This window comes from Mycolicibacterium lutetiense (assembly GCF_017876775.1).
In the GTDB taxonomy this organism is placed as follows: Bacteria; Actinomycetota; Actinomycetes; order Mycobacteriales; family Mycobacteriaceae; genus Mycobacterium; species Mycobacterium lutetiense.
The window spans coordinates 2,546,731-2,570,979 of the sequence record NZ_JAGIOP010000002.1 but is presented as its reverse complement, the minus strand read 5'-3'; the positions used below and the strand labels follow the sequence as shown (position 1 = coordinate 2,570,979).

The following is a 24,249-nucleotide window of genomic DNA, read 5'->3' as shown; positions in this document are numbered from 1 at the left end:
TCGACGCGAAGTCGATGCCCTCGAACGTAATGCCCCTTAGGGTCCGCGTACTGCCTTGCTGCTGAGGGCGTGGTTGTTGGGGTTGGGGTGTGGTGGGTGGGGGTCGAGCAGGGTCCAGCCGGGTGGGAGTCGGAGGTCGGCTGGGTCGAGTGGTTCTGTGTCCCAGAGGTGTTCGATGTTGGGTGGGGTGGGTGTGGGGTGGTCCCACTCCAGGTCCCAGTCGGTTTCCCAGTCGCGGTCCGGTTCCGGTTCTGGTTGCGCTGACTCGGGTTCGGGTTGTGCGGGTGGGGTGAGTAGGAGTTCGGGGCGGTGGTGGTAGTTGATGCGGGCCTGCCCGTGATCCAATCCCGCTGGGGGTTGCCATTCCACGTCACCGTCGGGGTTGATGCTGGTGGTGTAGCCACCGTCGGTATGGACGAGGCGGTTGTCGGGGCCGCAGGCCAGGGCCATCTCATCAATATTGGTGTTGCCGCCATCAGCCCAATCGCTAACGGCGTGGTGGGCTTGGCAGCCGTAGGGGCCCACGGTGCAGCCTGGTTTGGTGCATCCTCCGTCGCGGGCGATCAACATGATGCGCTGGGCGGGGCTGGCGACCCGGCGGGCCCGGAAATGATTGAGTGCTGATCCGGTGGCCCGGTCGAACACCGCGAGGTGCCAGTGGGCGTGCCCGGCCATCCGGATGACGTCTGTGACGGGGATTTTGGTGCCGCCCCCGCTGATCCCGATCCCAGCGCGGGATTCGAGGTCTTGCAGGGTGGTGCGGATGATCAGTGAGACGGGTAGCCCGTTGAGTTGACCCAGGTCGGTCATCAACGCGATACGTCCGATGACGAGCAGGGCGTCGTGTTGGCGTTGGGTCAGGTTGCGGTGATCGTTGTCGATCTGGGTTTGGCTGGGGGTGCCGCTGGTGCAGGGTTGTTCGTCGGCGGGGTTGCACATACCGGGGGCAGCGAATTTGGCGAACAGTACTTCCCACACCGCGGCTGTTTCGGGGTCCAGGTGCGCGGTCAACGCGGTCATGCCGTCGCGACCCTGCCTGCCCACCGTGGCACCGCGCTTGCGGGCGCGTTCGGTGTCATCGGGTTCGGGGCCGTCCTGATCGAGCAGAAACAATCGCAACTCCGCGGTGTCTTTGAGTTCTTTAGGGCCCACCCCGACCGCGACGCGCACCAGGTCGGCTTCGAACTGTTCGGCGGTGGTGGTGTCGACGAAACTCGGGAGTCGGCTGACCGCGTCGCGCAGCACTTTGACGTGGTCGGCGGTAATCAGCCCGGCAGCCTCAGCCGCAGCGACCACCGGCAACACCGGGGGCAATGGTTCACCGGTCAGGGCACGCCGCGGCCCCAACTCGGCGGCTTCACCGAGGCGGCGGCCGGCCTCGGCAGTGGACAGTCGCCATCGGATGCGCAGCACCGTGTTCCAGGATTTGGCGCCCATCTCCTGTGGGGTGGTGTCGGCTTGCAGCTGGGCCAGGAGTCGATGCGCCACGGAGGGCATCTGACAGGTCAAGGCCTCGTACTCGTCGAGCACGCCGAGCAATTCGGTGCGGGTCAAGGCGGTGAGGTCACACGCGGCGAACGCGTCGTAGGCGGCGCGTAACGCCGCTACCGCCTCAACCGCACCCGCCTGCATGACTCGAACATACATTCGACCACCGACAAGCGCGGCCGACGGGATTCAGATCAGTGCGTATCGCGCTTGGGTAGCAGCGATTCGTGTGCCGAGGACGTCGCGGCGCGGAACAGTACCGCGATCAGGCCCAGGGCTCCGATGGCAACGATCGGGATGGTCCACAGCCGGCGGGTCATCACGGCCGACCCGCACTTGTCCGCGTACTCCTGGCCGGCGGCATTGGCCTGCACGAGGTGTGCGCCGTACCCGGAGCCGCAGGGGATCTGCATGCCGAACTGGTCGAAGTCGTCAAGGTAGACCGGCAGGCTCATCAGGTACAGGCCGATGGCGAGCAGCAGTGCCCCGGCGATTCCGATATAGACGGCGCGAAAACTCACCGTTCCCCCTTCACGTCATACATACGTCCGCGAACAACAGCACCGGCCACGAGACGATCGCACCCAGGAAGGACACCACCGCGTCGAGGCCGCCCATCGATTGCAGATGGTCGATGTGCGTCCCGGACCAGACGGTACCGACCAACAGATACGGCACGCCCAGCACCACAGCTACGACGATCAGTTCGCCGACGGCGACGCGGTAGGCCAGCAACCTCCGCAACCTGGCAAACACCTGACCCCCATCTGGCCACAATGTCATCTATGTTAACGCCTATTCTCTGTCGAACTACTATTTTGACCCGACTGTTCGGTCCGTTATGGTGACGGAATGGCGCGCATCTCGCCCCGGTCGATCGACAGCGGTGCCAGTGTGGTGCGCCGCCGTCCCAAAGACCGAAAGGCCCAGATAGCGCGGGCCTCGGCCGAGTCTTTCAGCACGCTGGGATACCACGGCGTGAGCATGGAGGCCATCGCCTCACGTGTCGGGATCTCGGCGGCCGCGTTGTACCGGCACTATTCGAGCAAGTACGAACTGTTCCGCGACGCGGTGCTCAATCTCAGCCAGCAACTTGTCGACGGAACGGCGTTCGCGGACGAGGCCGACGGCGACCCGCGGGAGCGGTTGCGCCTCATCGTCGCGGCGCTCAGCGACACCGCTTTGGCTAATCGCGAATCCGGTGGGCTGTACCGCTGGGAGGCGCGCTATCTGCGCGGCGAGGACCAGAGCACCCTGGACGCGCAGGTGCGCACGGTGCACCGGCGGATTCACCGGCCACTGATGGAATTGCGGCCCGAGCTCGGCTCGCGGGCCCGCTGGACCCTGTCGACAGCGGTGCTCGGCGTGATCGGCAGCGTCGTCGACCATCGGTCCAAGCTGCCCGCCGGCCAGATCCGCGAAACGCTCGCCGATATCTGCGACGCCTTGCTGGCGGCCGAGTTGCCGGAATTTCCCGGCGCGGCGGATCCTGTGGTGCCTCCGCCGCCCACCATAGGCACGACGAAATACGAAGCGCTGCTGACCGAATCGATGCGGCTGTTCAATCAGAACGGCTACCGCGACACCACGATGGAGGACATCGCCGCCGCCGTCGGAATGCCGGCCTCGGGGATCTACCGGTACTTCTCCGGCAAGTCAGACATCCTGGCCGCGGGGTTCCGGCGGGCGGCCGACCGGCTGTCGGCCGATATGGCCGAGGTGCTCGGCGCGGCGATGGATCCGGAGCAGGCACTGGGCGCCCTGATCGACGACTACGTGGCGCGATCCTTCGACCGCCCCGAACTCGACTACGTCTACTACACCGAACGTCTCAACATGACGCCCGCCGACCAGAAGATCCTGCGCGACCTGCAACGTGCGGCCGTGGAATCGTGGGTCGAGGTCGTGATGCCGGTGCGCCCGCGGTGGAGTGCCGGGCAGGCGCGCTTCGCGGTTCATGCGGCGATGGCATTGGTGATCGACTTGGGCCGGCTCACGAACTATCAGAATTCAGAGCAGGCCCGAGCCGTCGTCGCCGTCCTGCTCGACCTGACCCTGCTGGGCCGTTACCGGTTACGGACGGCGTTGCCGGCCAGGTAGGCCACGTAGCCGAGCGTGCCGACGGTGGCCAGCTTGCGGGTCTTGGGCACCAGGAGGCCCAGGCCGATCGCGGTCTCGATGCCGCCGTTCGTGTAGATGTGCTTCTGCGTGTCCTTGGGGAACGCCGGCTTGGTGATCGACTCGAACAGCTGCGGCTTCACGAAATGTGAGATGCCGGCGCCGGCCACGCTGAGGCCGATGAGTTTGGCCAGCTTGGAGTTCTTGCCCTCTGCCATGTGTGATCCTCTCTGATCAGGCAAATGTGTAGTCGCTCAACGGGAATTGTGAAGCTTCCGCGACGGCCCGGCGGGTCGTCATCGGCCGGAGCAGCGTTGCCTCGCCACTCGGATTGAAATAGTACGACCGTGCTGATGCGCAGTTTCCGAGGGTGAACAACGACTCCCCCAGCGCCTCGGTCATCCGGTCCAGATAACGGGTGTTGGCCTCTTCGGAGACCTCAAACGTAGTCGCCTCCCGGCGCTTGACCTCGCCGAACAAGCGGACCATCAGCCGCATCTGATACTCCATGGTGTTGAAGAAGTTCAGACCCAGGAATGCGTAGGGACTGGCCAGGCTCAGGTAGTTCGGGAAGTACGGCATCGAGACGCCCTGGTAGGCCTGGAACCGGGTTTCCCGCCACCACTTTCCGAGGTTGCGGCCGTCGCGGCCGATCACCTCGATGGCCGGGAAGTTGGCCTCCCACAGATCGAACCCGGTCGCCAGCACCAGGGTGTCGATGTCCGTCCGGGTGCCGTCGGCGTTGACGATGCCGTGCGCGTCGATGCGTTCGATGCCATCGGCCTGCAGGTGCACGTGCGGTTTGGTGAACGTCCGGTAGTAGCCGTTGGAGAATGTCGGGCGCTTGCAACCGAAGTCGTAGTCCGGGGTCAGCTTGCGGCGCAGTTCCGGGTCGCGGATCGAGGCGAACCGGTGCAGCTTGGCCAGATCGGCCGCGGCGATGTTGAACCGCCGGAAGTACCGGTGCTTGAGCACGGCGGTGTCGACCATGAATGCGTAGATGGCGTCGGTGACGGTGCGGATCACCCGTTGGGTGGCCGGCACCCGGGCGAACAGGCGGCGTACCTGCGCCGGGAACTTCAGGTCGATCTTCGGCACGACCCAGATCGGGGTGCGCTGGTAGACCGTCAGGTCCGCGGCCTTGCGGGCCAGCTCGGGAATGAGCTGTACCGCGGTGGCGCCCGTGCCGATGATCGCGATCCGGCGGCGGTCGGGCCGGTAGCTGTCGTCCCAGTCGGTGGTGTGGATGACCTTGCCGGTGAAGTCGGCTATGCCGGGGATGTCAGGCGTGTGGGGCTGGGACAGGAAGCCGGTGGCGGTGAGCAGGAAGCGTGCGCTCAAGGTCTCGCCACCGGCCACGGTTACCCGCCAGAGTGCGGCCTCTTCATCCCAGTGGGCGCCGTCTACGGTCGTGTTGAACCGGATGTGGCGGCGCACGTCGTACTTGTCGGCGACACCGTCGGCGTACTGCTTGATCTCGGTGCCGGTGGAAAACAGCCTCGACCAGTTCGGATTCGGCTCGAAGAAGTACGAGTAGGTGGTGGTGGGCACATCGACGGCCAGGCCGGGGTAGTGGTTGACGTACCAGGTGCCGCCCAGGTCATCCTCGCGATCCAGGATCACGAAGTTCTCGATGCCCAGCCGTTTGAGCTGGATCGCGGCGCCGATGCCGGCGAATCCCGCGCCGACGATGACTGCCTCGTATTCCCCGGGGCTCATGCTGCAGACAGTACCGCAGGTACCGGGTACTTTGTCGAGGGCTCAGTCGCGCGGTGCCCTCAGTCGTCGATGCGCGTCGGCGGGTCGGCGAACGGGAGATCCCCCGGAGCGATCTCGTGGCCGGGGCCCATCACATCGCAGCGCTTGACCGGCACCAGGTGGGAACTGAATCCGCTGGGCACGTAGCCCCAGGTTCCCATGCACCGCTGCCAGGTTCCGTCGGGTTGCACAGGCCCGTCGCACTTACTGATCACCGGTCCCCCGTACTGGCAGCCGGCGCTGGCCGGTGGCGCTGAGGCGATCAACCCGCCGGCCAGCATTGCGGCAGCTACGCCGCCGACGATGTAGAGCTTCATGAGGTTCTTGCTGTCCTATCCGTGTGGGTGATCGTCGGCATCGAATTCCATGTCGAACAACCGGTTTCGATATGGGTGGGCGTTGCCAGAACGAGCGTTCATGCGACAGATGCCACCTTCCGCCGTCGACGACTCGTAGATCTCTAACCTTGGTGACGCAAAGCCTAGCTGCGTGGCACTGAGGTTAGCGGCGGAACGATGGCACCGTGTCGGGTTCAGAACAGCTTTGCGATCACCTCGCCGGCCTCGGCGTCTTCCACGCAGGGCGTGATGTCGAAGGTGAGGAACTCGCTCCAATCAGCCACCGACTCGAACATGGCCTTGGCGTCGTCCGTTTCGACGATGGCGAATCCCTGGCCGTTCATGCCCCACCAACGGTGAAGCATCGTCGCACCCTCTGGAACCTGGCCGCCGGTCTGCTTGAACTTCTCCACCGCATCTCGGTAGTTCGCCTGCGACTGAGTCCAGTGCACGATGAATTTCATGGCGTACTCCTTCTCGTGATGCGGGCCGGGATCGGCTCGGCGGCGATGACGGTGAAGGGGGTCTCCACCGGGAAGTCGTCGCGCAGGGAGGCCACGGAGACCTCACGCACGATGGTCGCCAGCGCCAGGGTGGCTTCCAGCATGGCGAAGTGGTCACCGACGCAGGACCGTGGACCGCCACCGAAAGGCAGGTACTGCCAACGGTTCCGGCCGGCTGAACGTTCGAGGCTGAAGCGGCCCGGATCGAAGGACAGCGGGTCGTCCCACAGGTCCGGGTCACGGTGCATGACATAGAAGTTGACGAGTGCGATCGTGCCGGCCTCGGCGCGGTAGCCGTCGACCGTGATGTCTTCATTGAGCAGCCGTGGCGTGCCGGCACCGGGCGGGCACAGCCGCAGTGCTTCGTGCAGAACCTGAACGGTATAGCCAAGGCGCGGCACATCTTCAGGTGTCAGCGTCCGCGTGCCCAGGGCCGCGACCTCGTCGTACACCCGCTCCTCGATATCGGGATTGCGGCCCAATGCCCACAGCGCATAACACAGGGTGGTCGAGGTGGTGTCGTGCCCGGCGAGCATGAAAAGCACCAACTCATGGCAGATTTCGTCGTCGGTCAGTTGTCGTCGGGTATCCGGGTCGCGGGCCTCGATCAGGGCCCGCACCAATGGAGCGTCCCGGTCCGGATCGGTGCGCACCGCGGTGAGTATCTCGCCGGCCAGCGCATGCAGCCGCGCATTGCCCGCCCTGGCCCGGCGCTGCCCGGGGGTAGGCAGCCACTGCGGGAGTTTGACAGGTTGGGTCGAGCGATCGGAGATCCACGACAGGGACGCCCGCAGCGCCGGGCCCACGTCTTCGGCCCGCTCGTCGAGATCGAGCCCGAACACCGATCGACCCAGAGCCCGCAACGTGAGCGCGCGGCAGGCGGAATCCAGGTCGATCGTGGCGCCGTCGCCCCAGTCGTCGGCAACCGATTGAGCGGCAGCGGCCATGTGCCCCGCATAGCGCGGCACGTTCTGCTTGGTGAACATCGGCTGCAGCGTGCGCCTTCGCGGCAGCCAACGTTCATGCGGCAGATTGAGCAGGTTGCCGCCCATCAGCTTGCGCAGATCGACCATGTTGAGGGCGCCGCCTCGGTCGGCGACCGAATCGCGCCGACCAAGGACGTCGCGCGCGCCCTGCGGCGAGGTGATCAGCAGGGCCGGGGGGACGAGCCACCTCGGCCCCAGCACCATACGACTGACCGGACCGCCGGCGTCGCGGAGCTGCTGATGGCCCTCGGTGAACGACCGCAGCGCCTTGAGCATCTGTCGGTAACGCAGGGGGTTGCGCGGGGCCAACGGCAGGGTGGCTGCCACCGTCCGCGGCTGAATCTCGACCATGTGCCGAGTGTCTGCCCGCGCACTCAGCGGCGACTAGAGTAGTGCGTTACCTGAGTTTCCCCGTGCGGGGGTTTTTGCTGGTGGCGATGCACGTTACGGTGCGGTCCCCACGTTGCCAGGAGTCCGCGGTCGGATACAGGACGAACAGCTGGATCCCGGAATCCGAGTTGGCATCAGGCGCATATTCGGTGAGTGCCGGGGCGCACCTGTCGGCGTACTTCACCACCGCGGAATCGCCAGGGAATTCCCCGTCGGGCAGCGGCAGCACCGCGAACACCTCACCCTTGTGCGGCTGATCGCACCCCACCGCCTTGACGTACAACACCCGGCTGCTGTCGGGTATCTCGGTCAGGCAATCACCCGAGCGGACCTGGCTGGCCTCGGTGGCGCCACGGTCCCGGGCCAGGTAGAACACCGCGCCGGCCGCAACCACGAGTGCGACGAGCACCACGACCGCGAGCAGCACCCACTTGAGCGCCGAGGATTTCTCAGGTAGAGCCGAGAACTGGTCGGGGCCGGTGGAATACGGCTGTGGCGGGGGTGGCGGGTAACCATGAGGCGGTGGGCCGTGCGGGCCGGGGGGACCGGGCGGATAGGTCATGGTTCGACGATATCGACTGCCCGCAGTGCCGCGTCCACCGCGAGGGCCGGCACATCCAGGGTCTTGGACCCGAGGTCGTGACGGGCACCGTCGATGACGACGAGTTCGGTGTGACCGGCCACCAACGCGGCGGCCGCCCTGAGCTCCTCGATGGTGCCGAACGGGTCGGAAGTGCCATGGGTAAAAACCGTGGGCACCGTGATGCCGGGCAGATGTTCGGTGCGGGCGCGTTCCGGTTTGCCCGGAGGGTGCAGCGGATAGGAGAAGAGGGTCAGCACGTCCGGGCCCGCCCCGGTCGCCGCGACCATCGAGGTCATCCGCCCGCCGTAGGAATGCCCACCCGCGATCACGGGGCCGTCGGTGAGGTTTCGGGCCAGTGCGATCGCCTCGGCGATGCCGTCCTGGTCACCTGCTGCCGATCCCGACGGTGGTCCCTTGGGCCTGCGGCGGCGGTAGGGGAGGTCATACCGGATGGCCAGCCAACCGCGTGAGGCCCATTCGTCGCAGATCTTGACCAGCATCGCCGAGTCCCGATTGCCGCCCGCTCCGTGGGTGAGGACGACGACTCCCTGCGCCGGCCCTTGGGGTTCGTGGGCGACGCCGGCGATCGCGTCGAGGTTCATGGCTGCAGCCGGAACAGGGCGTTCACCGGGCCGTGGCCGTGGCCCAGTGGATAGGCGGCCCGGATGCATTCGGTCACCCACGCCTTGCCGAACTCCACTGCCTCGGGAACCGAATAGCCGTGTGCCAGTGCAGAAGCCGTCGCCGCGGCCAGAGTATCGCCGGCCCCGTGGTCGTTGCCGGTGTCGATCCGCGGCGCGGCGAACTCGTGGAACTCCGAGCCGTCGAACAGCAGATCCGGACTGGCCGACGACGAGCGCAGGTGCCCACCCTTGACCAGTGCCCACTGCGGACCCAGCGCATGCAGCGCGCGCGCCGCATCCCGCTGGGAGGCCTCGTCGACGACCTCGACATCCACCAGCAGCCGCACCTCGTCGAGGTTCGGGGTGACCAGTGTGGCCAGCGGGAACAGCTCGGTGCGCAGCGCGTCCAGGGCGCTGTGGTGCAGCAGCGGATCGCCGTGCATCGAGGCGCACACTGGATCGACGACCAGTGGCACTGCTCCCAGTCCTTCGGCCCGCCAGGTCTCGGCGATCGTGGTGATGATCTCCGAGGAGGCCAACATGCCGGTCTTGGCGGTCTGGATCCCGATATCGGAGGTGACCGCCGAGATCTGACCCGCGATGACATCGAGGGGGATTTCGTGAAAACCCTTGACGCCGACCGAGTTCTGCACAGTCACCGCGGTCACCGCGACGCAACCGTGCAGGCCGAGCATGGCGAAGGTCCGCATGTCGGCCTGGATCCCGGCGCCACCGCCCGAATCGGACCCGGCGATGGTCATCACCCGCAGCGGGGTGTCACCCGCGGGGGTCAAGGGCAGAAAGTTCACATCGGCCTCACGTGGTCAAGGGTAGATAGACACGGTTTCCGTGGTCGGCGAACTCCTGGGATTTCTCGGCCATGCCGCGCTCGATATCCTCCGGGGCCACCCCGTCCGGATAGGCGTCCCGGATGTCCTGCGTGATGCGCATCGAGCAGAACTTGGGGCCACACATCGAGCAGAAGTGCGCCGTCTTGGCCGGTTCGGCGGGCAGCGTCTCATCGTGGAACTCGCGGGCGGTATCGGGATCCAGCGACAACGCGAACTGGTCGTGCCAACGGAACTCGAAGCGCGCCTTGGAGAGCGCGTCATCACGCTGCTGGGCGCGCGGGTGCCCCTTGGCGAGGTCACCGGCATGCGCGGCGATCTTGTAGGCGATCACCCCGTCCTTGACGTCCTTGCGGTCGGGCAACCCCAGGTGTTCCTTGGGGGTGACGTAACAGAGCATCGCGGTACCGGCCTGGGCGATGATGGCCGCGCCGATCGCCGAGGTGATGTGGTCATAGGCCGGCGCGATATCGGTGGTCAGCGGGCCGAGCGTGTAGAACGGTGCCTCCTCGCACCATTCCTCCTCCAGGCGCACGTTCTCCACGATCTTGTGCATCGGAACGTGGCCCGGACCTTCGATCATCACCTGCACGCCATGGGATTTAGCGATCGTGGTCAGCTCACCCAAGGTGCGCAGCTCGGCGAACTGGGCCTCGTCGTTGGCGTCGGCGATCGACCCGGGTCGCAGCCCGTCACCGAGAGAGAACGTCACGTCGTAGCGGGCCAGGATCTCGCAGAGTTCCTCGAAGCGGGTGTACAGGAACGATTCGGTGTGATGCGCAAGGCACCAGGCCGCCATGATCGACCCGCCGCGGGACACGATGCCGGTGACGCGCTTGACCGTCAGCGGGATGTAACGCAACAGCACCCCGGCGTGCACCGTCATATAGTCGACGCCCTGCTCGCACTGCTCGATCACGGTGTCGCGGTACATCTCCCACGTCAGCAAGGTCGGGTCGCCGTTGACCTTCTCCAGTGCCTGGTAGATCGGCACGGTACCGACCGGAACCGGGGAGTTGCGGAGGATCCACTCGCGGGTCTGGTGGATGTCCTTGCCGGTCGACAGGTCCATGATGGTGTCGGCACCCCAGCGGGTGGCCCACACCATCTTGTCGACTTCCTCGCCGATCGAGGAGGTGACGGCCGAATTGCCGATATTGGCATTGACTTTCACGCCGAACGCCTTGCCGATGATCATCGGCTCGGCTTCAGGGTGGTTGTGGTTCGCCGGGATCACGGCGCGGCCGCGGGCGACCTCGTCGCGCACCAACTCAGCCGAAACGCCCTCGCGCTCAGCGATGTACGCCATCTCGGCGGTGATCTCCCCGGCGCGAGCCCGCTGCAGCTGGGTGCCGCGGTCTTTGTGTACCCCGGGCCGTGGCGGCAGGCCGGCGTTCAGATCGATCACCGCGCCGTCGTCGGTGTACGGGCCCGAGGTGTCGTACAGGTCCAGGTGCTCACCGTTGGTGAGGTTCACCCGGCGGAACGGCACGCGCAAGGTCGTGCCGTCCTGGCTGATCTCGCGATAGACCTTGGTGCTTCCGGTGATCGGACCCATCGTGATCGACGGGTCGACTGTGCCCTTGACAGGAACGCGATTACTCATTTCATCTCCCTACGCCGGCATTACCCGGTCAGGTTCGTACGGTCGACGGGCCTACCCGTCCTCTCAGTGCGCTCGTGCGCACTCCCGCGTGTGGTTTGCAGCCCCAACCTAGCGCAGACGCGGCGGCCGGGGGAACCGGATGTCTCCGATTTCGACGCCCGGGGAGTTGCTCCGCGTTGATTTGCATAGCTAACATATGTGTTTTGCACGTTTCGGGCCGCCGATGGCCCTGAATACGGCCCCTGAAGCGATCTGAGATGCGAACACCGAATGACGACTGAAGCTGAACTCGGCACCCCGACAGGGGGCGACGCCGCCCGGGCCGAGACCGCCGACCGCCGCAAACAGATCGACCAGCACCATCCGTTCTACAAGTGGGTGGTGCTGTCCAACACCACGCTGGGCATCCTGCTGGCGTCGGTCAATGCGTCGATCGTGTTGATCTCGCTGCCGGCGATCTTCCGCGGCATCGGGCTGAACCCGCTCGCCCCCGGCAACGTGAGCTACCTGCTGTGGATGCTGATGGGCTACCTGGTGGTGACCGCGGTGCTCGTCGTGCCGTTCGGGCGCCTGGGCGACATGTACGGCCGGGTCCGCATCTACAACCTCGGCTTCGTCGTCTTCACCCTGGCCGCGATCGCGCTGTCCTTCGACCCGTTCCAACTCGGAGGCGGCGCGGTCTGGCTGATCGGCTGGCGGGTGATCCAGGGCGTCGGCGGCGCCATGCTGATGGCCTCGTCGTCGGCGATCCTCACCGACGCCTTCCCCGCCAACCAGCGCGGAATGGCGTTGGGCACCAACATGGTGGCCGCCGTTGCCGGCTCGTTCCTCGGGTTGCTGATCGGCGGATTCCTGTCCGAATGGCACTGGAAGGCCATCTTCTGGGTGGGTGTGCCGATCGGCGTCATCGGCACCATCTGGAGCTACCGCTCACTCAAGGAACTCGGTGTCCGCACCGCCGGACGGCTCGACTGGGCCGGCACGCTGACCTTCGGGCTGGGCCTGACGGTGCTGCTGATCGGCATCACCTACGGCATCCAGCCCTACGGTGACTCGACCACCGGCTGGACCAATCCGTGGGTACTGGGCTCCATCATCATCGGCCTGCTGATGCTGGTGGCGTTCTGCATCGTCGAGCTGAACGTGCCGTCACCCATGGTCGACATCCGGCTGTTCAAATCCGCGGCGTTCGGGATGGGCAACCTGGCCGGGCTGATGTCCTCGGTGGGCCGCGGCGGCCTGCAGTTCATGCTCATCATCTGGCTGCAGGGCATCTGGTTGCCACTGCACGGCTACAGCTTCGAATCCACCCCGCTGTGGGCCGGCATCTACCTGCTGCCGGTCACCGTCGGGTTCCTGGTCGCCGCACCGATCGCCGGGTCGCTCTCCGACCGCATCGGCGCGCGGCCACTGACTGTCGGCGGCATGCTGCTGATGGCCGCCACCTTCGTCGCACTCCTGCTCATCCCCGTCAACTTCGACTACTGGGTGTTCGCCATCCTGGTGTTCCTCAACGGCCTCGGCGGCGGCATCTTCACCGCCCCCAACACGGCGGCCATCATGTCGAGCGTGCCGGCCGACCAACGTGGCGCGGCCTCCGGTGTGCGGTCCACCTTCTTCAACGCCGGGAGCTCGCTGTCGATCGGCATCTTCTTCTCACTGATGATCGTCGGACTGGCCAACACGTTGCCCGCGGCGTTGACCACCGGCCTGACGCAGCAAGGTGTTTCGACGTCGGTGGCCCACGACGTGGCGAACCTGCCCCCGGTCGGCAGCCTGTTCGCAGCCTTCCTGGGCTACAACCCGATGGCCGAGCTGCTCGCGCCCTACGACGCGCTGCACCAGCCGGGCGTGAACGCGGACGTCATCACCGGGCAGACGTTCTTCCCGCAGCTGATCACCGAACCCTTCCATTCCGGCCTGACGGTGGTGTTCACCGCCGCGGCCGTGATGATGGTGATCGGCGCGGTGGCGTCGATGTTCAGTGCGGGCCGCTATGGGACGGAGGCCGGCGCCGACAACGAGGCCTGAGCGGCCGGTCAGCAAACCGATTTCTGGTCGCCTCATGCGATACTCGCCGCCATGGTCGCTCAGACACTGGCCGCCGCCGGAAGCGCCGCAGAATCCGCGGGCTACGCCATTGGCACGGTCATTGGCACGCTGCTCATTCCCGGGTTGGGGCTGCTGCTGCTCATCCTCGGCCTGGTTCGGCGTTCGTCGTCTGGGGCAAAGCCGAGCGGCCAGCCGGTGTACCCGCCGGGCTACCCACAACCCGGGTATCCCCAGGGTTATCCGCAACAGGGCTACCCGCAGCCGGGGTATCCGCAGGGTTATCCACAGCAGGGTTACCCGCAGCAGCCCGGCTACCCGCAGGCCTACGGCGCACCACCCAGGAAGTCGGGCACGGCGATGATCGTGATCGGTGCGGTTCTGCTGGTGCTCGGCCTGTTGGGATTGGCGGGGCGGATGGCGTCACTCGCGTCGGAGTCGAATTCCAGTTCCGCGTCGAGTTCGAGCTCGGCGCCGAGCACGAGCTCAGCTTCCGGGTCCTCGAAGTCCGGGGCATCTGGTGACTTGGCGGTGGGGGAGTGCATCACCAGCGATCAGTACGCCTCGGCGGGCATGGACCTCACCCCGGCCGGCTGCGGCAACCCGGAGGCCATTTACGAGTTGGCGTCCAAAGGTGGCGGATCCGCGACATGTCCGGACGGCAAACGGGCCGACTCTGACTACTCCGTGCTCATGGACAAGACCCGCACCTACTGCTTCATCCTCGACATCGAGGAAGGCGAGTGCTTCAACATCGAAGACAAGCTGATCACCCCGGTGGAATGCTCCGACCCGAACGCTGTCATCAAGATCGTCAAGCGGGTTGACGGTTCAACCGACCCCGCCGTGTGTGATTCCCTCTCACGCGCGGTGGCCTTCCCCGAGCCGGCGCGGCTCTACTGCGCGGGGAAGCCGTCGTAGCCGACCTACACTCGGGCTCGTGACCATCACACAGCGCCGCGGATTCAACGACGCCATCACGCGCTTCTGGAGTTTCGCCGCACCGGCCTACGACCAGGGCTGCCTCCAGCGGTGGGTGTACCGGCCCGCCCAGGACGAGGTGATTGCCCAACTGCAGCAGCGCGGTGCCCGTCAGATCGCCGATATCGCCTGCGGTACCGGCATCCTGGCCGACCGCATCCAACGCGAACTGCGCCCTGACGAGGTTTACGGCCTGGACATGTCCGACGGCATGCTCGCCCAGGCCGGTAAGCGGTCCGATCAGGTGCGGTGGAAGTCAGCCCCGGCCGAGGAACTGCCCTTCGAGGACGGCTTCCTCGACGCGGTGGTGACGACCTCGGCGTTTCATTTCTTCGACCAGCCCGCCGCGCTTGCGGAGTTCTACCGGGTGCTGGCGCCGGGCGGCATGGTGGCGGTGACGACGATGAGCCCTCGTCGTACCTTCCTGCCGCTGCACGCACTGTCGGCCGACCTGGGGGCACCCGCGCACAGCCCCACCGAGAAGGAGATGCGCGCGCTGTTCGAGGCGGCCGGATTCACTGTCGCCGAACAGCATCGGGTACGCCGGCCGGTGTGGACGCCGATCTCCGACGTCATCACCGTGGGAGTGAAGCCGTGACCGAGGACGACGACAACCAGCCTCAGATCCACGGTTCGGTGCAACTGCGCCGCGATCGATGTGCCACCACCACCGCCGATCTGCGGCTGCTGGACCGGCGCGGCCCCACCGACTGGGCGCACACCGATCCGTGGCGGGTGATGCGCATTCAGGGCGAGTTCGTCGACGGCTTCGATGCCCTCGCTGAAATGCCCAGGGCAGTCACGGTTTTTGGATCGGCGCGGACGGCACCGCATTCGCCCGAGTATCGGTTGGGCGAGGAACTGGGCGTCGCGTTGGTCCGGGCGGGCTATGCGGTGATCACCGGGGGCGGCCCGGGCTCTATGGAGGCGGTCAATCGCGGGGCCAGCGAGTCCGGCGGCTACTCCGTCGGACTCGGTATCGAGTTGCCCTTCGAACAGCACCTCAACCACTGGGTCGATCTCGGCATCAACTTCCGCTACTTCTTCGTCCGCAAAACCATGTTCATCAAATATGCGCAGGCATTCGTGTGCCTGCCGGGAGGATTCGGCACCCTCGACGAACTGTTCGAGGCGCTGACCCTGGTGCAGACCCGCAAGGTCACCCAGTTTCCGATCATCCTGATGGGCGTCGACTACTGGTCGGGCCTGATCGACTGGATCCGTAACACGGTGCTGGCCGGCGGAAAGATCTCCGAATCCGACCTGGCCCTGCTCCATTGCACCGACAGCGTGGCCGAAGCGGTGGAGCTCATCACCGAGTCGGCGCGATAGCCGACGGCGGGTGACGGCTCAGCTGAGGTCGACGACGACCGGGGTGTGATCGCTGGGCGCGGTGGTGCCCTTCTTGGGGCGACGCTCGTCCTTCGCGATCTCGGCGTGCGTGACCCGAGCGGCCAGGCCGGGGGAGCCGAGGATGAAGTCGATGCGCATGCCGCGGCGCTTCTGGAATGCCAGCTGGGTGTAATCCCAGTACGTGTAGATCCCCGGCCCGGGCGTGAAAGACCGCACCACATCGGTGAATTGGGCATCGTGCATGGCCTGGAAGGCGGCCCGCTCGGGCTCGGAGACATGCGTCTTGCCGTCGAACGCGGCCATGTCCCAGACATCCTCGTCCTGCGGCGCGATGTTCCAGTCACCCACCAGTGCGATGGGCCGCTCCGGGTCTTCCTTGAGCCAGCCGGCGGCGGTATCCCTCAGGGCGGCAAGCCAATCCAGCTTGTAGGCGTAATGCGGGTCGGTCAGCGAGCGGCCGTTGGGTACATACAGGCTCCACACCCGCACCCCGCCGCAGGTGGCCCCCAGTGCGCGCGCCTCGGCGATGGCCTCTTCCTCAGGCTTGCTGCTCCAGGTCGGTTGACCCGCGAACCCGATCTCGACGTCGTCCAGGCCGACGCGGGAGGCGATCGCCACGCCGTTCCACTGATTGAGCCCGACGTGCGCCACCTCGTAACCCAGCGCCTCGAACGGCATCATCGGGAACTGCGCGTCGGTGCACTTGGTTTCCTGCATGGCCAGCACGTCGACGTCGGCGCGCTCCAGCCAGTCGACCACGCGGTCCACTCGGGTTCGGATCGAGTTGACGTTCCAGGTGGCCAGGCGCATGGGGGTAGACCCTATCGGGTCAGGGTGGACCGAGGACATCGTCGGCAGTGACATAACGGGTTTGGTGGTGCAGCCGGAAACCCAGCGAGGTGTACAGCGTGATGGCCGCAGGGTTGTCGACCTCCACCTGGACGTAGGCCTGCTGGGCACCCGCCTCGGCGCCCCAGGACAGAAGCGCCTCGCACACCGCCCGGGCGTGGCCTCTGCGGCGGTAGGCGGGGGCGACGCGGACCGAGGAGATGCCCAGCCAGGCCGTGCCGTCCGGTGCGCTTGTCACGGCGCCGCGGCCGACCGCGCGATCGGGCAGCGTCGCGAAGGTCAGCTGCCCGTCGACGACGGCGGTCAGCACGTCGAGCGGGACGTCGCGTTCGTAGATCCGGCGCCACTGGGTGTCCGGTTGCTGCGCCAGCGTGACACTCGACGGCGAGGGTTGCGCTGGCGTGACATTGGGCGGGGTGGCCGGCGGCGGGATGGCCGGGGGCGGGGTGGCCGGGAGCGCGAGGGGTCGCACCATCACCCGGGCCGGCTTGATCCCCGGGGTGCGAATCGGCAGCAGCCGCTCGGGCAGCGCCAGCCAGGCCGGCAGGTCACGGTCCCGGTACCAGTCGCGGACCGCGGACAGATCGGCGATCTGCGCCGACATGTCCAACGGGATAGCGGAGTTCGCGCGGCTGGTGATGCCGTGCCCGGCGCGCAGCAGCCAGCCGCCCAGCCAGTGCTGCTCGACGCCCGGCCACGCCAGTGCCGCCGCATGCTCGAGCGCACGGATCTCCGAGGCCCGTACCGGGGCGTGCGACAGTTCGCGCACGCTCACGATGTCGGTCGGCGCGACGTCGACGAGTTCACCGTCCTTGGTGCGGATCAGCACCGTCGGCTCCCGTTGTTCGAGGTGCCCGATGACGTCGGTGAGCGGCTTGGCCGATCCGGGTGGCAGCTGATAACGCAGGCTGACCCGGGACCCGAGTGCGGGTAACTCAGGCATCGGTGCGCGGCATCAGTGGCCGAACGGGTCGGGATCCTCGCCGGGCATCCAGGACAGGCCTGGAACACCCCAACCGTTGCGCTTGACGGTCTTCTTCGCGGCCCGAGCGTGCCGGCCCACGAGGCGGTCGATGTAGAGGAATCCGTCGAGGTGCCCGGTTTCGTGCTGCAGCATCCGGGCAAACAAGTCGGTGCCCTCGAGAGTGACCGGGGAACCGTCGGCATCGAGGCCCGTGACCCGTGCCCAGTCGGCCCGGCCGGTCGGGAAATTCTCGCCCGGCACGGACAGGCAGCCTTCCTCGTCGTCATCGGGGTCCGGCATCGTCTCGGGGATCTCGGAGGTCTCCAGCACCGGGTTGATGACGACTCCGCGACGCCGCGTCACCTGGCCGCGTGTCGGGGCGCAGTCGTAGACGAACAACCGCTTGGATACACCGATCTGGTTGGCGGCCAAGCCAACCCCGTTCGCGGCGTCCATGGTCTCGAACATGGTCTGGATGAGTTCGGGCAGATCCGCGGGCAGCGAGCCGTCCGGGCCGACGGGCACCGGCTCGGTCGGTGTGTGCAGAACGGGATCCCCGACGATGCAAATCGGTACAACGGCCATGCGGGAAGTTTAAGGTGGCAATCCTTCACACCCGACTCGCGGGTTTATGTGTCAGCTCAACCCAGCAAGCCGTGGTTGAATAATCGCCGAACCACAGCGATGTTATTTCTCACGTGTCGGAAGGGTCCAAGGAGCAATATGGACGGCGCCATGGCGCGGACTGAGCAATCCGGGGACGACTCTGACCTGGGTGACGGGCTCACCCGGCGCGAGCACGATATTTTGGGCTTCGAACGCCAGTGGTGGAAGTACGCCGGCAGCAAGGAAGACGCGATCAAAGAGCTCTTCTCGATGTCAGCCACGCGGTACTACCAGGTGCTCAATGCGTTGGTGGACCGCCCCGAGGCGCTGGCCGCCGACCCGATGCTGGTGAAGCGGCTGCGTCGGCTGCGGGCAAGCCGTCAGAAGGCGCGTGCTGCGCGGCGGCTCGGCTTCGATATCACCACCTAAAGGTCACGGGGTGAGGGATCGGGCGGTTCGCTCGATACAGTGGTGCCGATGAATCAGCGAGACTCCTCCGGGTTGCCCGTGCGGGCCATGGTGATGGTGCTGTTGTTCCTCGGGGTCGTATTCCTGCTGGTCGGTTTACAGGCGCTCGGCTCCGACGACGACTCAGCGGATCAGTCGTCGTCCGTGTCCACCACGTCCGCGACGGCCACCACGAAGACATCGGCAAAGGCCGCACCCGCCCCCGAGGTCAAGGCCGACGTGCGGGTGTACAACATCTCCGAGGTCGCAGGTGCGGCCGAGACCACGGCCAACCGTCTGCGCGAGGCGCACTGGAATGTCACCGACACCGGCAACCTGACGCTCGAAGGCGTCGCCGGCACCACGGTGTTCTTCGGTGAGACTCCGGGCGAGAAGGAAGCCGCCGAAGCTGTGGGCAAGGCGATCCAGGCACCCGTCGAACCCCGACGCCCCGAACTTCTCGAGCAACCACCGGGCGTGATCGTGGTCGTCACCGGCTAGGCTTTGGGCCATGCTGAAGCCCGTCAGTGTTGCCGTCCTGTTCGCTGCCCCTGTTGTCGCGTTGAGCGCCTGCAGCCCTCCCGGCCAGGTGCCCTCCGACACGCCCGGTACCACTCCGGCGATCTGGACCGGATCGCCCTCGCCGTCGGCCGCTCCCGGTGCGCACGGCAACGGGCCCGGTGCGCCGGGCCCCACCGGTGGCGAGACCCTGACCGCAGAGCTCAAGACCGTCGACGGCACGGCCGTGGCAACCGCCGACTTCCAGTTCGCCGACGGCTTCGCGACCGTGACGGTCGAGACCACCACCCCGGGCAAGCTGTCTCCCGGATTCCACGGTCTGCACCTGCACTCGGTCGGCAAGTGTGAGGCCAACTCGGTGTCCCCGACCGGCGGCGCACCCGGCGACTTCAACTCCGCCGGAGGCCATTTCCAGGTGCCCGGACACACCGGGCATCCCGCCAGCGGTGACCTGAGCTCGCTGCAGATCCGTGCCGACGGCTCGGGCAAGTTGGTGACCACCACCGACGCGTTCACCGCCGAGGACCTGTTGGCCGGCACCAAGACCGCGATCATGATCCACGAGAAGTCGGACAACTTCGCCAACATCCCGCCGGAGAAGTACCAGCAGGTCATCGGCGGAGCCCCCGGCCCCGATCAGGCGACCATGGCCACCGGCGATGCCGGAAGCCGGGTGGCGTGCGGTGTTATCGGCGCAGGCTGACAGCCGCATCGATTTCGCCGGGTCACCCCGGCCCACCGTCGGCGTCGAGTGGGAGTTCGCTCTCGTCGACGCCGACACCCGTGATCTGAGCAATGGCGCCGCCGAGGTGATCGCCGAGGTCGGCGAGACCCCGCACGTGCACAAGGAGTTGCTGCGCAACACCATCGAGATCGTCACCGGAATCTGTGAGAACACCGGTGAGGCGATGGATGACCTGCGCAGCACCCTCGGCCCCGTCCGCAAGATCGTGCACGACCGCGGCATGGAGCTGTTCTGCGCGGGCACCCATCCGTTCGCGAAATGGTCGGCGCAACAGCTGACCGATGCGCCGCGGTATGCCGAGCTGATCAAGCGCACCCAGTGGTGGGGGCGGCAGATGCTGATCTGGGGCGTGCATGTGCACGTCGGGATCTCCTCGGCCCACAAGGTGATGCCGATCATCTCCTCACTGCTCAACCAGTACCCGCATCTGCTGGCACTCTCGGCGTCCTCACCGTTCTGGGAGGGCGAGGACACCGGATATGCGAGCAACCGGTCGATGATGTTTCAGCAGTTGCCCACCGCCGGCCTGCCGTTCCAATTCCAGGCCTGGTCCGAGTTCGAGGGATTCGTCCACGATCAGAAGAAGACCGGCATCATCGACCACCTCAACGAGATTCGTTGGGACATCCGGCCGTCACCGCACCTGGGCACCATCGAGGTGCGGATCTTCGACGGAGTGTCGAATGTGCGTGAACTCGGTGCGCTGGTCGCGTTGACCCACTGCCTCATCGTCGACCTGGATCGCCGGCTCGACGCGGGTGAGCAGTTGCCGACCATGCCGCCGTGGCATGTGCAGGAGAACAAGTGGCGCGCCGCCCGCTACGGGCTGGACGCCGTGATCATCCTCGACTCGGACAGCAACGAACGGCTGGTCACCGAGGATCTCGACGAACTCCTGAATCGCCTTGAGCCGGTAGCCAAGTCATTGGGATGCACCGACGAGTTGGCCTCGGTGACCGACATCTACCGCCGCGGCGGTTCCTATCAACGGCAGCGTCGCGTGGCCGAGGAGAACGACGGCGACCTGCGCGAGGTCGTCGACGCCCTGGTCGGCGAACTCCAACTGTGAGGATGAAAGCTATGCGACGGATCGTGGCCGGGATCGTCGTGGCCGGCTTCACTCTTTCTGGTTGCAGCACCATCACCGCCGGAACACCGATGGGTGATCCCGACCAGACCGGCATCTCTGGGGTTCCCCAGGAAAAGTGGACGCGGTTAGCTTGCTTCCAGGGTGACATTCAGGCTGCGCTCGTAGGTGATGGGTGAGCGCATTCCGATCGCTGAATGCCGACGTTGATGATTGTAGAATCGCATCCAATTGTCAACTGCTGCAATCAATTCAGCCATTGTGGCGAAAGTGTGCCGGTAGTAGTACTCATGTTTGAACGTCGACCACAGCGCCTCCGCGCCGGCGTTATCCCAGCAGATGCCGGTGGCACCCATAGAGCGCCGCAGCCCGTGGGCGCTGGCTGCGGCAGCCATATCGTGGGAGGTGTACTGGGTGCCGCGGTCCGATTGCAGTATGACGCCCTTGACGTGGCCGCCGCGGGTGAACACCGCCCGATCCACCGCGGTGGTCACCAACCCGGTGCGCATGTGGTCATCGACCGCCCAGCCCAAGACGCGGCGCGAATGCTCATCGCGGATCGCGCACAGGTACATGTCGCCTTCCCCGCAGCTCAGGTAGGTGATGTCGGAGGACCACACCGCATCTATACGACCCTGGTCAAACCGGCGGCCGACCAGATCAGGCGGGAACGACGCACAAGGATCGACGACCGTGGTCGTTTTGAAGGTGCGTGGGCTGATGCCCTCGATGCCCAGGTCGGCCATGATCGTTGCGACGGTGTTGACCGATACCCGTTCTCCGGCGTCGTGCAGATCAGCGGTGATCCGCGGCGAGCCGTAGGTGCCGCCGGAGTCCTTGTGGTGGGTCAAGATCTTGACTTCCAGATCCCGGCGTCGTTGGACCCGTGGCGTCGGCTCACTGGCCGACAGCCGGTACCGATGCTTGTAGTAGCCCGAGGTGGACACCCCCAGCAGCTGGGCCATGCGGGTCACGTCGTGGGAGGCGCACTCTGCGGCCATGAGCTCAAACCGGCTCACTTTAGATGCTTGCCCGCAAAGTACGCCGAGGCTTTTTCCAGGAACGCGATGTCCTTTGCCTGCTCGGTGACCTTCACCCGCAGCCGTACCAACTCAGCACGTTCATCCGGTGAAAGCGATTGCCCATCACCAGGATCGGCAACCCCGCCGCCTTCGGCGGCGGCCATCCGTCGCCGCTCCTGGCTCACCCACTTATGCAGCAGGTTCTCATGCAGATTCAGCTCCAGGGCAACCTCAGCCACCGGCCGATTCGAATCGATCACCCGATGCGCGGCCTCCACCCGGTACTCCGGGGTAAACGAACGCCGACGACCAGACATACGAACATCCTTCCAAGGGGACCACCGTCCCGCTATCTCAGATGTCCACTACTTCTGGGGAACCTCACTCCACCACGACGACCACGAAGCGGCCCACCACCAAGCGGCCCACCAACACGGCGGCGCCCTCATCCCCGGTCATCCCGCGCCCCGGGGCCAGGGGCGGGGCGAGCACCCCACCGCCCAACGGCATGTCGACGACGTGCCAGGAGTACGCGTCGATGGACGAGGCGACCCAGCTCGGCATGGTCGAACTGCTGGCGGCGAACGGCTACGCGGGGATGAAGAAGAATCCGTTCCTGTGGACGTCATTCATCGGAGCCATGTGCGTACTGGGCGATCGGGATGCGACCGTGGTCGAGGCGATCAACAAGAAGGTTCCGGGCTGATTTCCCTGGGGTGAATTGCCTTGTAGTACACCGCGATATAAGGCCAGGCCTGCATCGCAGTGACCCCTTCGAGGCCGCGGATGTTGTCATCGAGCACGGTGAGCAGATGCTCGTCACAGGCGGTCACCACCTCGGCCAGGACATCCCACCGACCCGCGGTCAGCGCCACATACGACACCGGCTCCAGGCGGGTCAGGGCCTCGGCGACCCGCTGGGCGCCGGCCCGGCCGTCGGTGCGGATCGCCACCCAGCTGCTGTGGCGGTAACCGAGGCGCAGCGGGTGGGCGATGCACATCACCCGGGCCGCGCCCGTGTCCACCATCCGGCTGTAGCGCGAACGGATGGTGGTCTCGGACAAGCCCAGTGCGGAAGCGAAGTCGCGGAAAGCGGCCCGGCCGTCGACGGCGAGCCGGGCGAGGATCGCCCGGTCGACGTCATCGAGCGGACGCGGCCGCACCGCGCCGTCAAGGAGCTCACCGGACAGCCGGGCCTGCTGATAGTGCAGCCGCAGGTAGGGGAGCAGTTCCACCGAGCGCACCCCCGGCAGTGTGGCGATACGGCCGAAGGCCACATCATGAAGTTCCCGGGCGTCGGTGCAGACCAACTCCGCCACCACCCCGTACGGTCCCGTCGTGGCTGTCACGTAATCCGCTTCGGGCAACTCGGCGATCGCGGCGGCGAGCTCGAGCGGGGTGCGCGATCCGTCGATGGTCAGCAGTGCCACGCCCAGCGCGTTGAAACCGAGGACGGCCGGATCGGTGACGGCGGCGACCGTCATGTACCCCTCGCTCAACAATCGCGAAACACGGCGCCGCGCAGTCTTTTCGGTGATGTCTGCCCGGCGACCCAGCTCGGCGTAGGGAATGCGGCCGTCGGCCTGAAGTAGTTCGATCAACTGGCGGTCGACCTCGTCGAGGTCGGTGTAGCCCGGATCGGACAGCAGCGTGCGGGCGCTCGCAAGCTCCGCTGACGGTGGCATCATCCGAGGTTACCGGCTGGTGCGCATTGACCAAACCGCAGGCGAGGACGATTCTGGCCCCATGACGGTCTCACCGATGTTTCCTCTCGAAGTGGCGATGCTGCCCGGTCAGGAGCTGCCGCTGCGGATCTTCGAACCGCGCTATGTCGCGATGGTGGGCGACTGCATGGCCACCCCGGAGCCGTCATTCGGGGCGGTGTTGATCTCGGCCGGTCGCGAGGTGGGCGGCGGTGACCGCCGGTGCGACGTCGGGGCCTTGGCCAAGATCGTGGACTGCCAGGAGTTGGGGATCGGCAAGTACCGGCTGTTGTGCGTGATGGGTGAGCGAATTCGGGTGCAGCGCTGGCTCGACGACGACCCATACCCGCGCGCCCAGATCGAACTCTGGCCCGATGAAGCGGGTGAGCCGGCAGACACCGCCCGCATCAGCGACGTCGAAGACCGGATGGTGGCATTGCTCGACCTGATCGGGGAGGCCCGCGGCACGCCGATCCGCAGCCGCGAGATCGTGGAGTCCGCCGGCATCGACCCGGAGAACCGCTTGTACGCCTTGGCCGCTCGGCTGCCCATGGGACAGGCCGACCGCTATTCACTGCTGGCCGCGCCGTCAGAGGCGGCCCGTGTCGAGGTGCTCAGCGAGGCCGTCGACACCGTCACCGCGATGGTGGAGTTCCAGCTCTCGGAGTAACCGCGATCCGGCG

General features: G+C 66.3%; 30 protein-coding genes and 1 riboswitch. Of the genes, 11 read left to right on the top strand and 19 right to left on the bottom strand.

The window, feature by feature from the left end; all coding sequences use genetic code 11:
* Positions 1-36 precede the first annotated feature (36 nt).
* From JOF57_RS21675 to JOF57_RS21665, 3 genes are read right to left on the bottom strand one after another with little or no spacing between them, the layout of a single operon-like run.
* Positions 37-1,647: an HNH endonuclease signature motif containing protein gene (locus JOF57_RS21675; RefSeq protein WP_209919882.1), complete on the bottom strand. Its 1,611-nt coding sequence runs from the start codon at positions 1,645-1,647 to the stop codon at positions 37-39.
* Positions 1,648-1,682: 35 nt separating this feature from the next.
* Positions 1,683-2,009, bottom strand: a complete 327-nt coding sequence (locus JOF57_RS21670) for a hypothetical protein (RefSeq protein WP_209919880.1) — start codon at positions 2,007-2,009, stop codon at positions 1,683-1,685.
* A gap of 10 nt (positions 2,010-2,019) precedes the next feature.
* A complete protein-coding gene (locus tag JOF57_RS21665; protein ID WP_209919878.1) occupies positions 2,020-2,244 on the bottom strand; it encodes a hypothetical protein in 225 nt (74 codons plus the stop codon).
* 96 nt (positions 2,245-2,340) lie between these two features.
* Here JOF57_RS21665 and JOF57_RS21660 point away from each other — a divergent pair, with 96 nt between their 5' ends.
* Positions 2,341-3,588: a TetR/AcrR family transcriptional regulator gene (locus JOF57_RS21660; RefSeq protein ID WP_209919876.1), complete on the top strand. Its 1,248-nt coding sequence runs from the start codon at positions 2,341-2,343 to the stop codon at positions 3,586-3,588.
* Here JOF57_RS21660 and JOF57_RS21655 read toward each other — a convergent pair.
* The 9 genes from JOF57_RS21655 to thiC all read right to left on the bottom strand — a co-directional run bounded on the left by JOF57_RS21655 (position 3,555) and on the right by thiC (position 11,241).
* A complete protein-coding gene (locus JOF57_RS21655) occupies positions 3,555-3,824 on the bottom strand; it encodes a DoxX-related protein (RefSeq protein ID WP_209919874.1) in 270 nt (89 codons plus the stop codon). The genes JOF57_RS21660 and JOF57_RS21655 overlap by 34 nt on opposite strands.
* Positions 3,825-3,840: 16 nt before the next feature.
* Complete coding sequence (locus JOF57_RS21650) at positions 3,841-5,325, bottom strand: flavin-containing monooxygenase (RefSeq protein ID WP_209919872.1); 1,485 nt, start codon at positions 5,323-5,325, stop codon at positions 3,841-3,843.
* A gap of 59 nt (positions 5,326-5,384) precedes the next feature.
* On the bottom strand, positions 5,385-5,681 hold the full coding sequence (locus JOF57_RS21645) for a CDGP domain-containing protein (protein WP_209919870.1): 297 nt from the start codon (positions 5,679-5,681) through the stop codon (positions 5,385-5,387).
* 215 nt (positions 5,682-5,896) lie between these two features.
* A complete protein-coding gene (locus JOF57_RS21640; protein WP_209919868.1) occupies positions 5,897-6,166 on the bottom strand; it encodes a DUF3303 domain-containing protein in 270 nt (89 codons plus the stop codon).
* Positions 6,163-7,542, bottom strand: coding sequence for a cytochrome P450 (locus JOF57_RS21635; RefSeq protein ID WP_209919866.1), 1,380 nt, complete (start codon positions 7,540-7,542; stop codon positions 6,163-6,165). The genes JOF57_RS21640 and JOF57_RS21635 overlap by 4 nt, the downstream gene beginning before the upstream one ends.
* Positions 7,543-7,588: 46 nt before the next feature.
* Positions 7,589-8,143: a septum formation family protein gene (locus tag JOF57_RS21630; protein WP_209919864.1), complete on the bottom strand. Its 555-nt coding sequence runs from the start codon at positions 8,141-8,143 to the stop codon at positions 7,589-7,591.
* Entirely contained in the window at positions 8,140-8,766 is a 627-nt protein-coding gene (locus JOF57_RS21625; RefSeq protein ID WP_209919862.1) for an alpha/beta hydrolase family protein, read from the bottom strand. The genes JOF57_RS21630 and JOF57_RS21625 overlap by 4 nt, the downstream gene beginning before the upstream one ends.
* On the bottom strand, positions 8,763-9,596 hold the full coding sequence (gene thiD / locus JOF57_RS21620; RefSeq protein ID WP_209919860.1) for a bifunctional hydroxymethylpyrimidine kinase/phosphomethylpyrimidine kinase: 834 nt from the start codon (positions 9,594-9,596) through the stop codon (positions 8,763-8,765). The genes JOF57_RS21625 and thiD overlap by 4 nt, the downstream gene beginning before the upstream one ends.
* A 7-nt stretch (positions 9,597-9,603) precedes the next feature.
* The gene (thiC, locus tag JOF57_RS21615) at positions 9,604-11,241 is read right to left on the bottom strand and encodes a phosphomethylpyrimidine synthase ThiC (RefSeq protein WP_209919858.1); all 1,638 of its coding nucleotides are present in this window, start codon (positions 11,239-11,241) and stop codon (positions 9,604-9,606) included.
* A riboswitch (TPP riboswitch) is annotated at positions 11,230-11,339 on the bottom strand. (Overlaps the previous gene by 12 nt.)
* 172 nt (positions 11,340-11,511) lie before the next feature.
* Between thiC and JOF57_RS21610 the strand changes: the two genes are divergently transcribed.
* Genes JOF57_RS21610 through JOF57_RS21595 form a run of 4 tightly spaced genes read left to right on the top strand, consistent with a single transcriptional unit; the run spans position 11,512 to position 15,603 of the window.
* Complete coding sequence (locus JOF57_RS21610; protein WP_209919855.1) at positions 11,512-13,272, top strand: MFS transporter; 1,761 nt, start codon at positions 11,512-11,514, stop codon at positions 13,270-13,272.
* A 51-nt stretch (positions 13,273-13,323) separates the two neighbouring features.
* Entirely contained in the window at positions 13,324-14,211 is an 888-nt protein-coding gene (locus tag JOF57_RS21605; protein WP_209919853.1) for an LppU/SCO3897 family protein, read from the top strand.
* 19 nt (positions 14,212-14,230) lie between these two features.
* Positions 14,231-14,869: a class I SAM-dependent methyltransferase gene (locus JOF57_RS21600; RefSeq protein WP_209919852.1), complete on the top strand. Its 639-nt coding sequence runs from the start codon at positions 14,231-14,233 to the stop codon at positions 14,867-14,869.
* A complete protein-coding gene (locus JOF57_RS21595; protein ID WP_209919850.1) occupies positions 14,866-15,603 on the top strand; it encodes an LOG family protein in 738 nt (245 codons plus the stop codon). The genes JOF57_RS21600 and JOF57_RS21595 overlap by 4 nt, the downstream gene beginning before the upstream one ends.
* An 18-nt stretch (positions 15,604-15,621) precedes the next feature.
* On the opposite strand, the gene JOF57_RS21590 is transcribed toward JOF57_RS21595, so the two are convergent.
* From JOF57_RS21590 to JOF57_RS21580, 3 genes are read right to left on the bottom strand one after another with little or no spacing between them, the layout of a single operon-like run.
* Entirely contained in the window at positions 15,622-16,434 is an 813-nt protein-coding gene (locus JOF57_RS21590) for an exodeoxyribonuclease III (protein ID WP_209919848.1), read from the bottom strand.
* Between the two features lie 19 nt (positions 16,435-16,453).
* Entirely contained in the window at positions 16,454-17,416 is a 963-nt protein-coding gene (locus tag JOF57_RS21585; protein WP_209919846.1) for an N-acetylglutamate synthase, CG3035 family, read from the bottom strand.
* Positions 17,417-17,428: 12 nt separating this feature from the next.
* Positions 17,429-18,022, bottom strand: coding sequence for a peptide deformylase (locus JOF57_RS21580; RefSeq protein WP_209919844.1), 594 nt, complete (start codon positions 18,020-18,022; stop codon positions 17,429-17,431).
* 138 nt (positions 18,023-18,160) lie between these two features.
* Between JOF57_RS21580 and JOF57_RS21575 the strand changes: the two genes are divergently transcribed.
* From JOF57_RS21575 to JOF57_RS21560, 4 genes are read left to right on the top strand one after another with little or no spacing between them, the layout of a single operon-like run.
* On the top strand, positions 18,161-18,472 hold the full coding sequence (locus tag JOF57_RS21575) for a nucleoid-associated protein NapA (RefSeq protein WP_163664965.1): 312 nt from the start codon (positions 18,161-18,163) through the stop codon (positions 18,470-18,472).
* A 48-nt stretch (positions 18,473-18,520) separates the two neighbouring features.
* Positions 18,521-18,991, top strand: a complete 471-nt coding sequence (locus JOF57_RS21570; RefSeq protein WP_209919842.1) for a LytR C-terminal domain-containing protein — start codon at positions 18,521-18,523, stop codon at positions 18,989-18,991.
* 10 nt (positions 18,992-19,001) lie between these two features.
* Positions 19,002-19,712, top strand: a complete 711-nt coding sequence (sodC, locus tag JOF57_RS21565; RefSeq protein WP_209919840.1) for a superoxide dismutase[Cu-Zn] — start codon at positions 19,002-19,004, stop codon at positions 19,710-19,712.
* Positions 19,693-20,823: a glutamate--cysteine ligase gene (locus JOF57_RS21560; protein WP_209923587.1), complete on the top strand. Its 1,131-nt coding sequence runs from the start codon at positions 19,693-19,695 to the stop codon at positions 20,821-20,823. Before sodC ends, JOF57_RS21560 begins: the two co-directional genes overlap by 20 nt.
* A gap of 146 nt (positions 20,824-20,969) precedes the next feature.
* Here the strand turns inward: JOF57_RS21560 and JOF57_RS21555 are convergent, their stop codons facing one another.
* From JOF57_RS21555 to JOF57_RS21545, 3 genes are all read right to left on the bottom strand, one after another.
* The gene (locus JOF57_RS21555) at positions 20,970-21,860 is read right to left on the bottom strand and encodes an IS3 family transposase (RefSeq protein WP_209913100.1); all 891 of its coding nucleotides are present in this window, start codon (positions 21,858-21,860) and stop codon (positions 20,970-20,972) included.
* A complete protein-coding gene (locus JOF57_RS21550) occupies positions 21,857-22,180 on the bottom strand; it encodes a transposase (protein WP_209915717.1) in 324 nt (107 codons plus the stop codon). Before JOF57_RS21550 ends, JOF57_RS21555 begins: the two co-directional genes overlap by 4 nt.
* 64 nt (positions 22,181-22,244) lie before the next feature.
* The gene (locus tag JOF57_RS21545; protein ID WP_209919838.1) at positions 22,245-22,427 is read right to left on the bottom strand and encodes a hypothetical protein; all 183 of its coding nucleotides are present in this window, start codon (positions 22,425-22,427) and stop codon (positions 22,245-22,247) included.
* On the opposite strand from JOF57_RS21545, the gene JOF57_RS21540 reads away from it, so the two are divergent.
* Positions 22,402-22,569 carry a hypothetical protein gene (locus tag JOF57_RS21540; RefSeq protein ID WP_209919836.1) on the top strand — a complete coding sequence of 56 codons (168 nt, stop codon included), beginning with the start codon at positions 22,402-22,404 and terminating at the stop codon, positions 22,567-22,569. The genes JOF57_RS21545 and JOF57_RS21540 overlap by 26 nt on opposite strands.
* On the opposite strand, the gene JOF57_RS21535 is transcribed toward JOF57_RS21540, so the two are convergent.
* Positions 22,547-23,548 (bottom strand): Lrp/AsnC family transcriptional regulator, encoded by a 1,002-nt coding sequence (locus JOF57_RS21535; protein ID WP_209919834.1) that lies wholly within the window; start codon positions 23,546-23,548, stop codon positions 22,547-22,549. The genes JOF57_RS21540 and JOF57_RS21535 overlap by 23 nt on opposite strands.
* Positions 23,549-23,609: 61 nt before the next feature.
* On the opposite strand from JOF57_RS21535, the gene JOF57_RS21530 reads away from it, so the two are divergent.
* The gene (locus tag JOF57_RS21530; RefSeq protein WP_209919832.1) at positions 23,610-24,236 is read left to right on the top strand and encodes an LON peptidase substrate-binding domain-containing protein; all 627 of its coding nucleotides are present in this window, start codon (positions 23,610-23,612) and stop codon (positions 24,234-24,236) included.
* Positions 24,237-24,249: the final 13 nt, after the last annotated feature.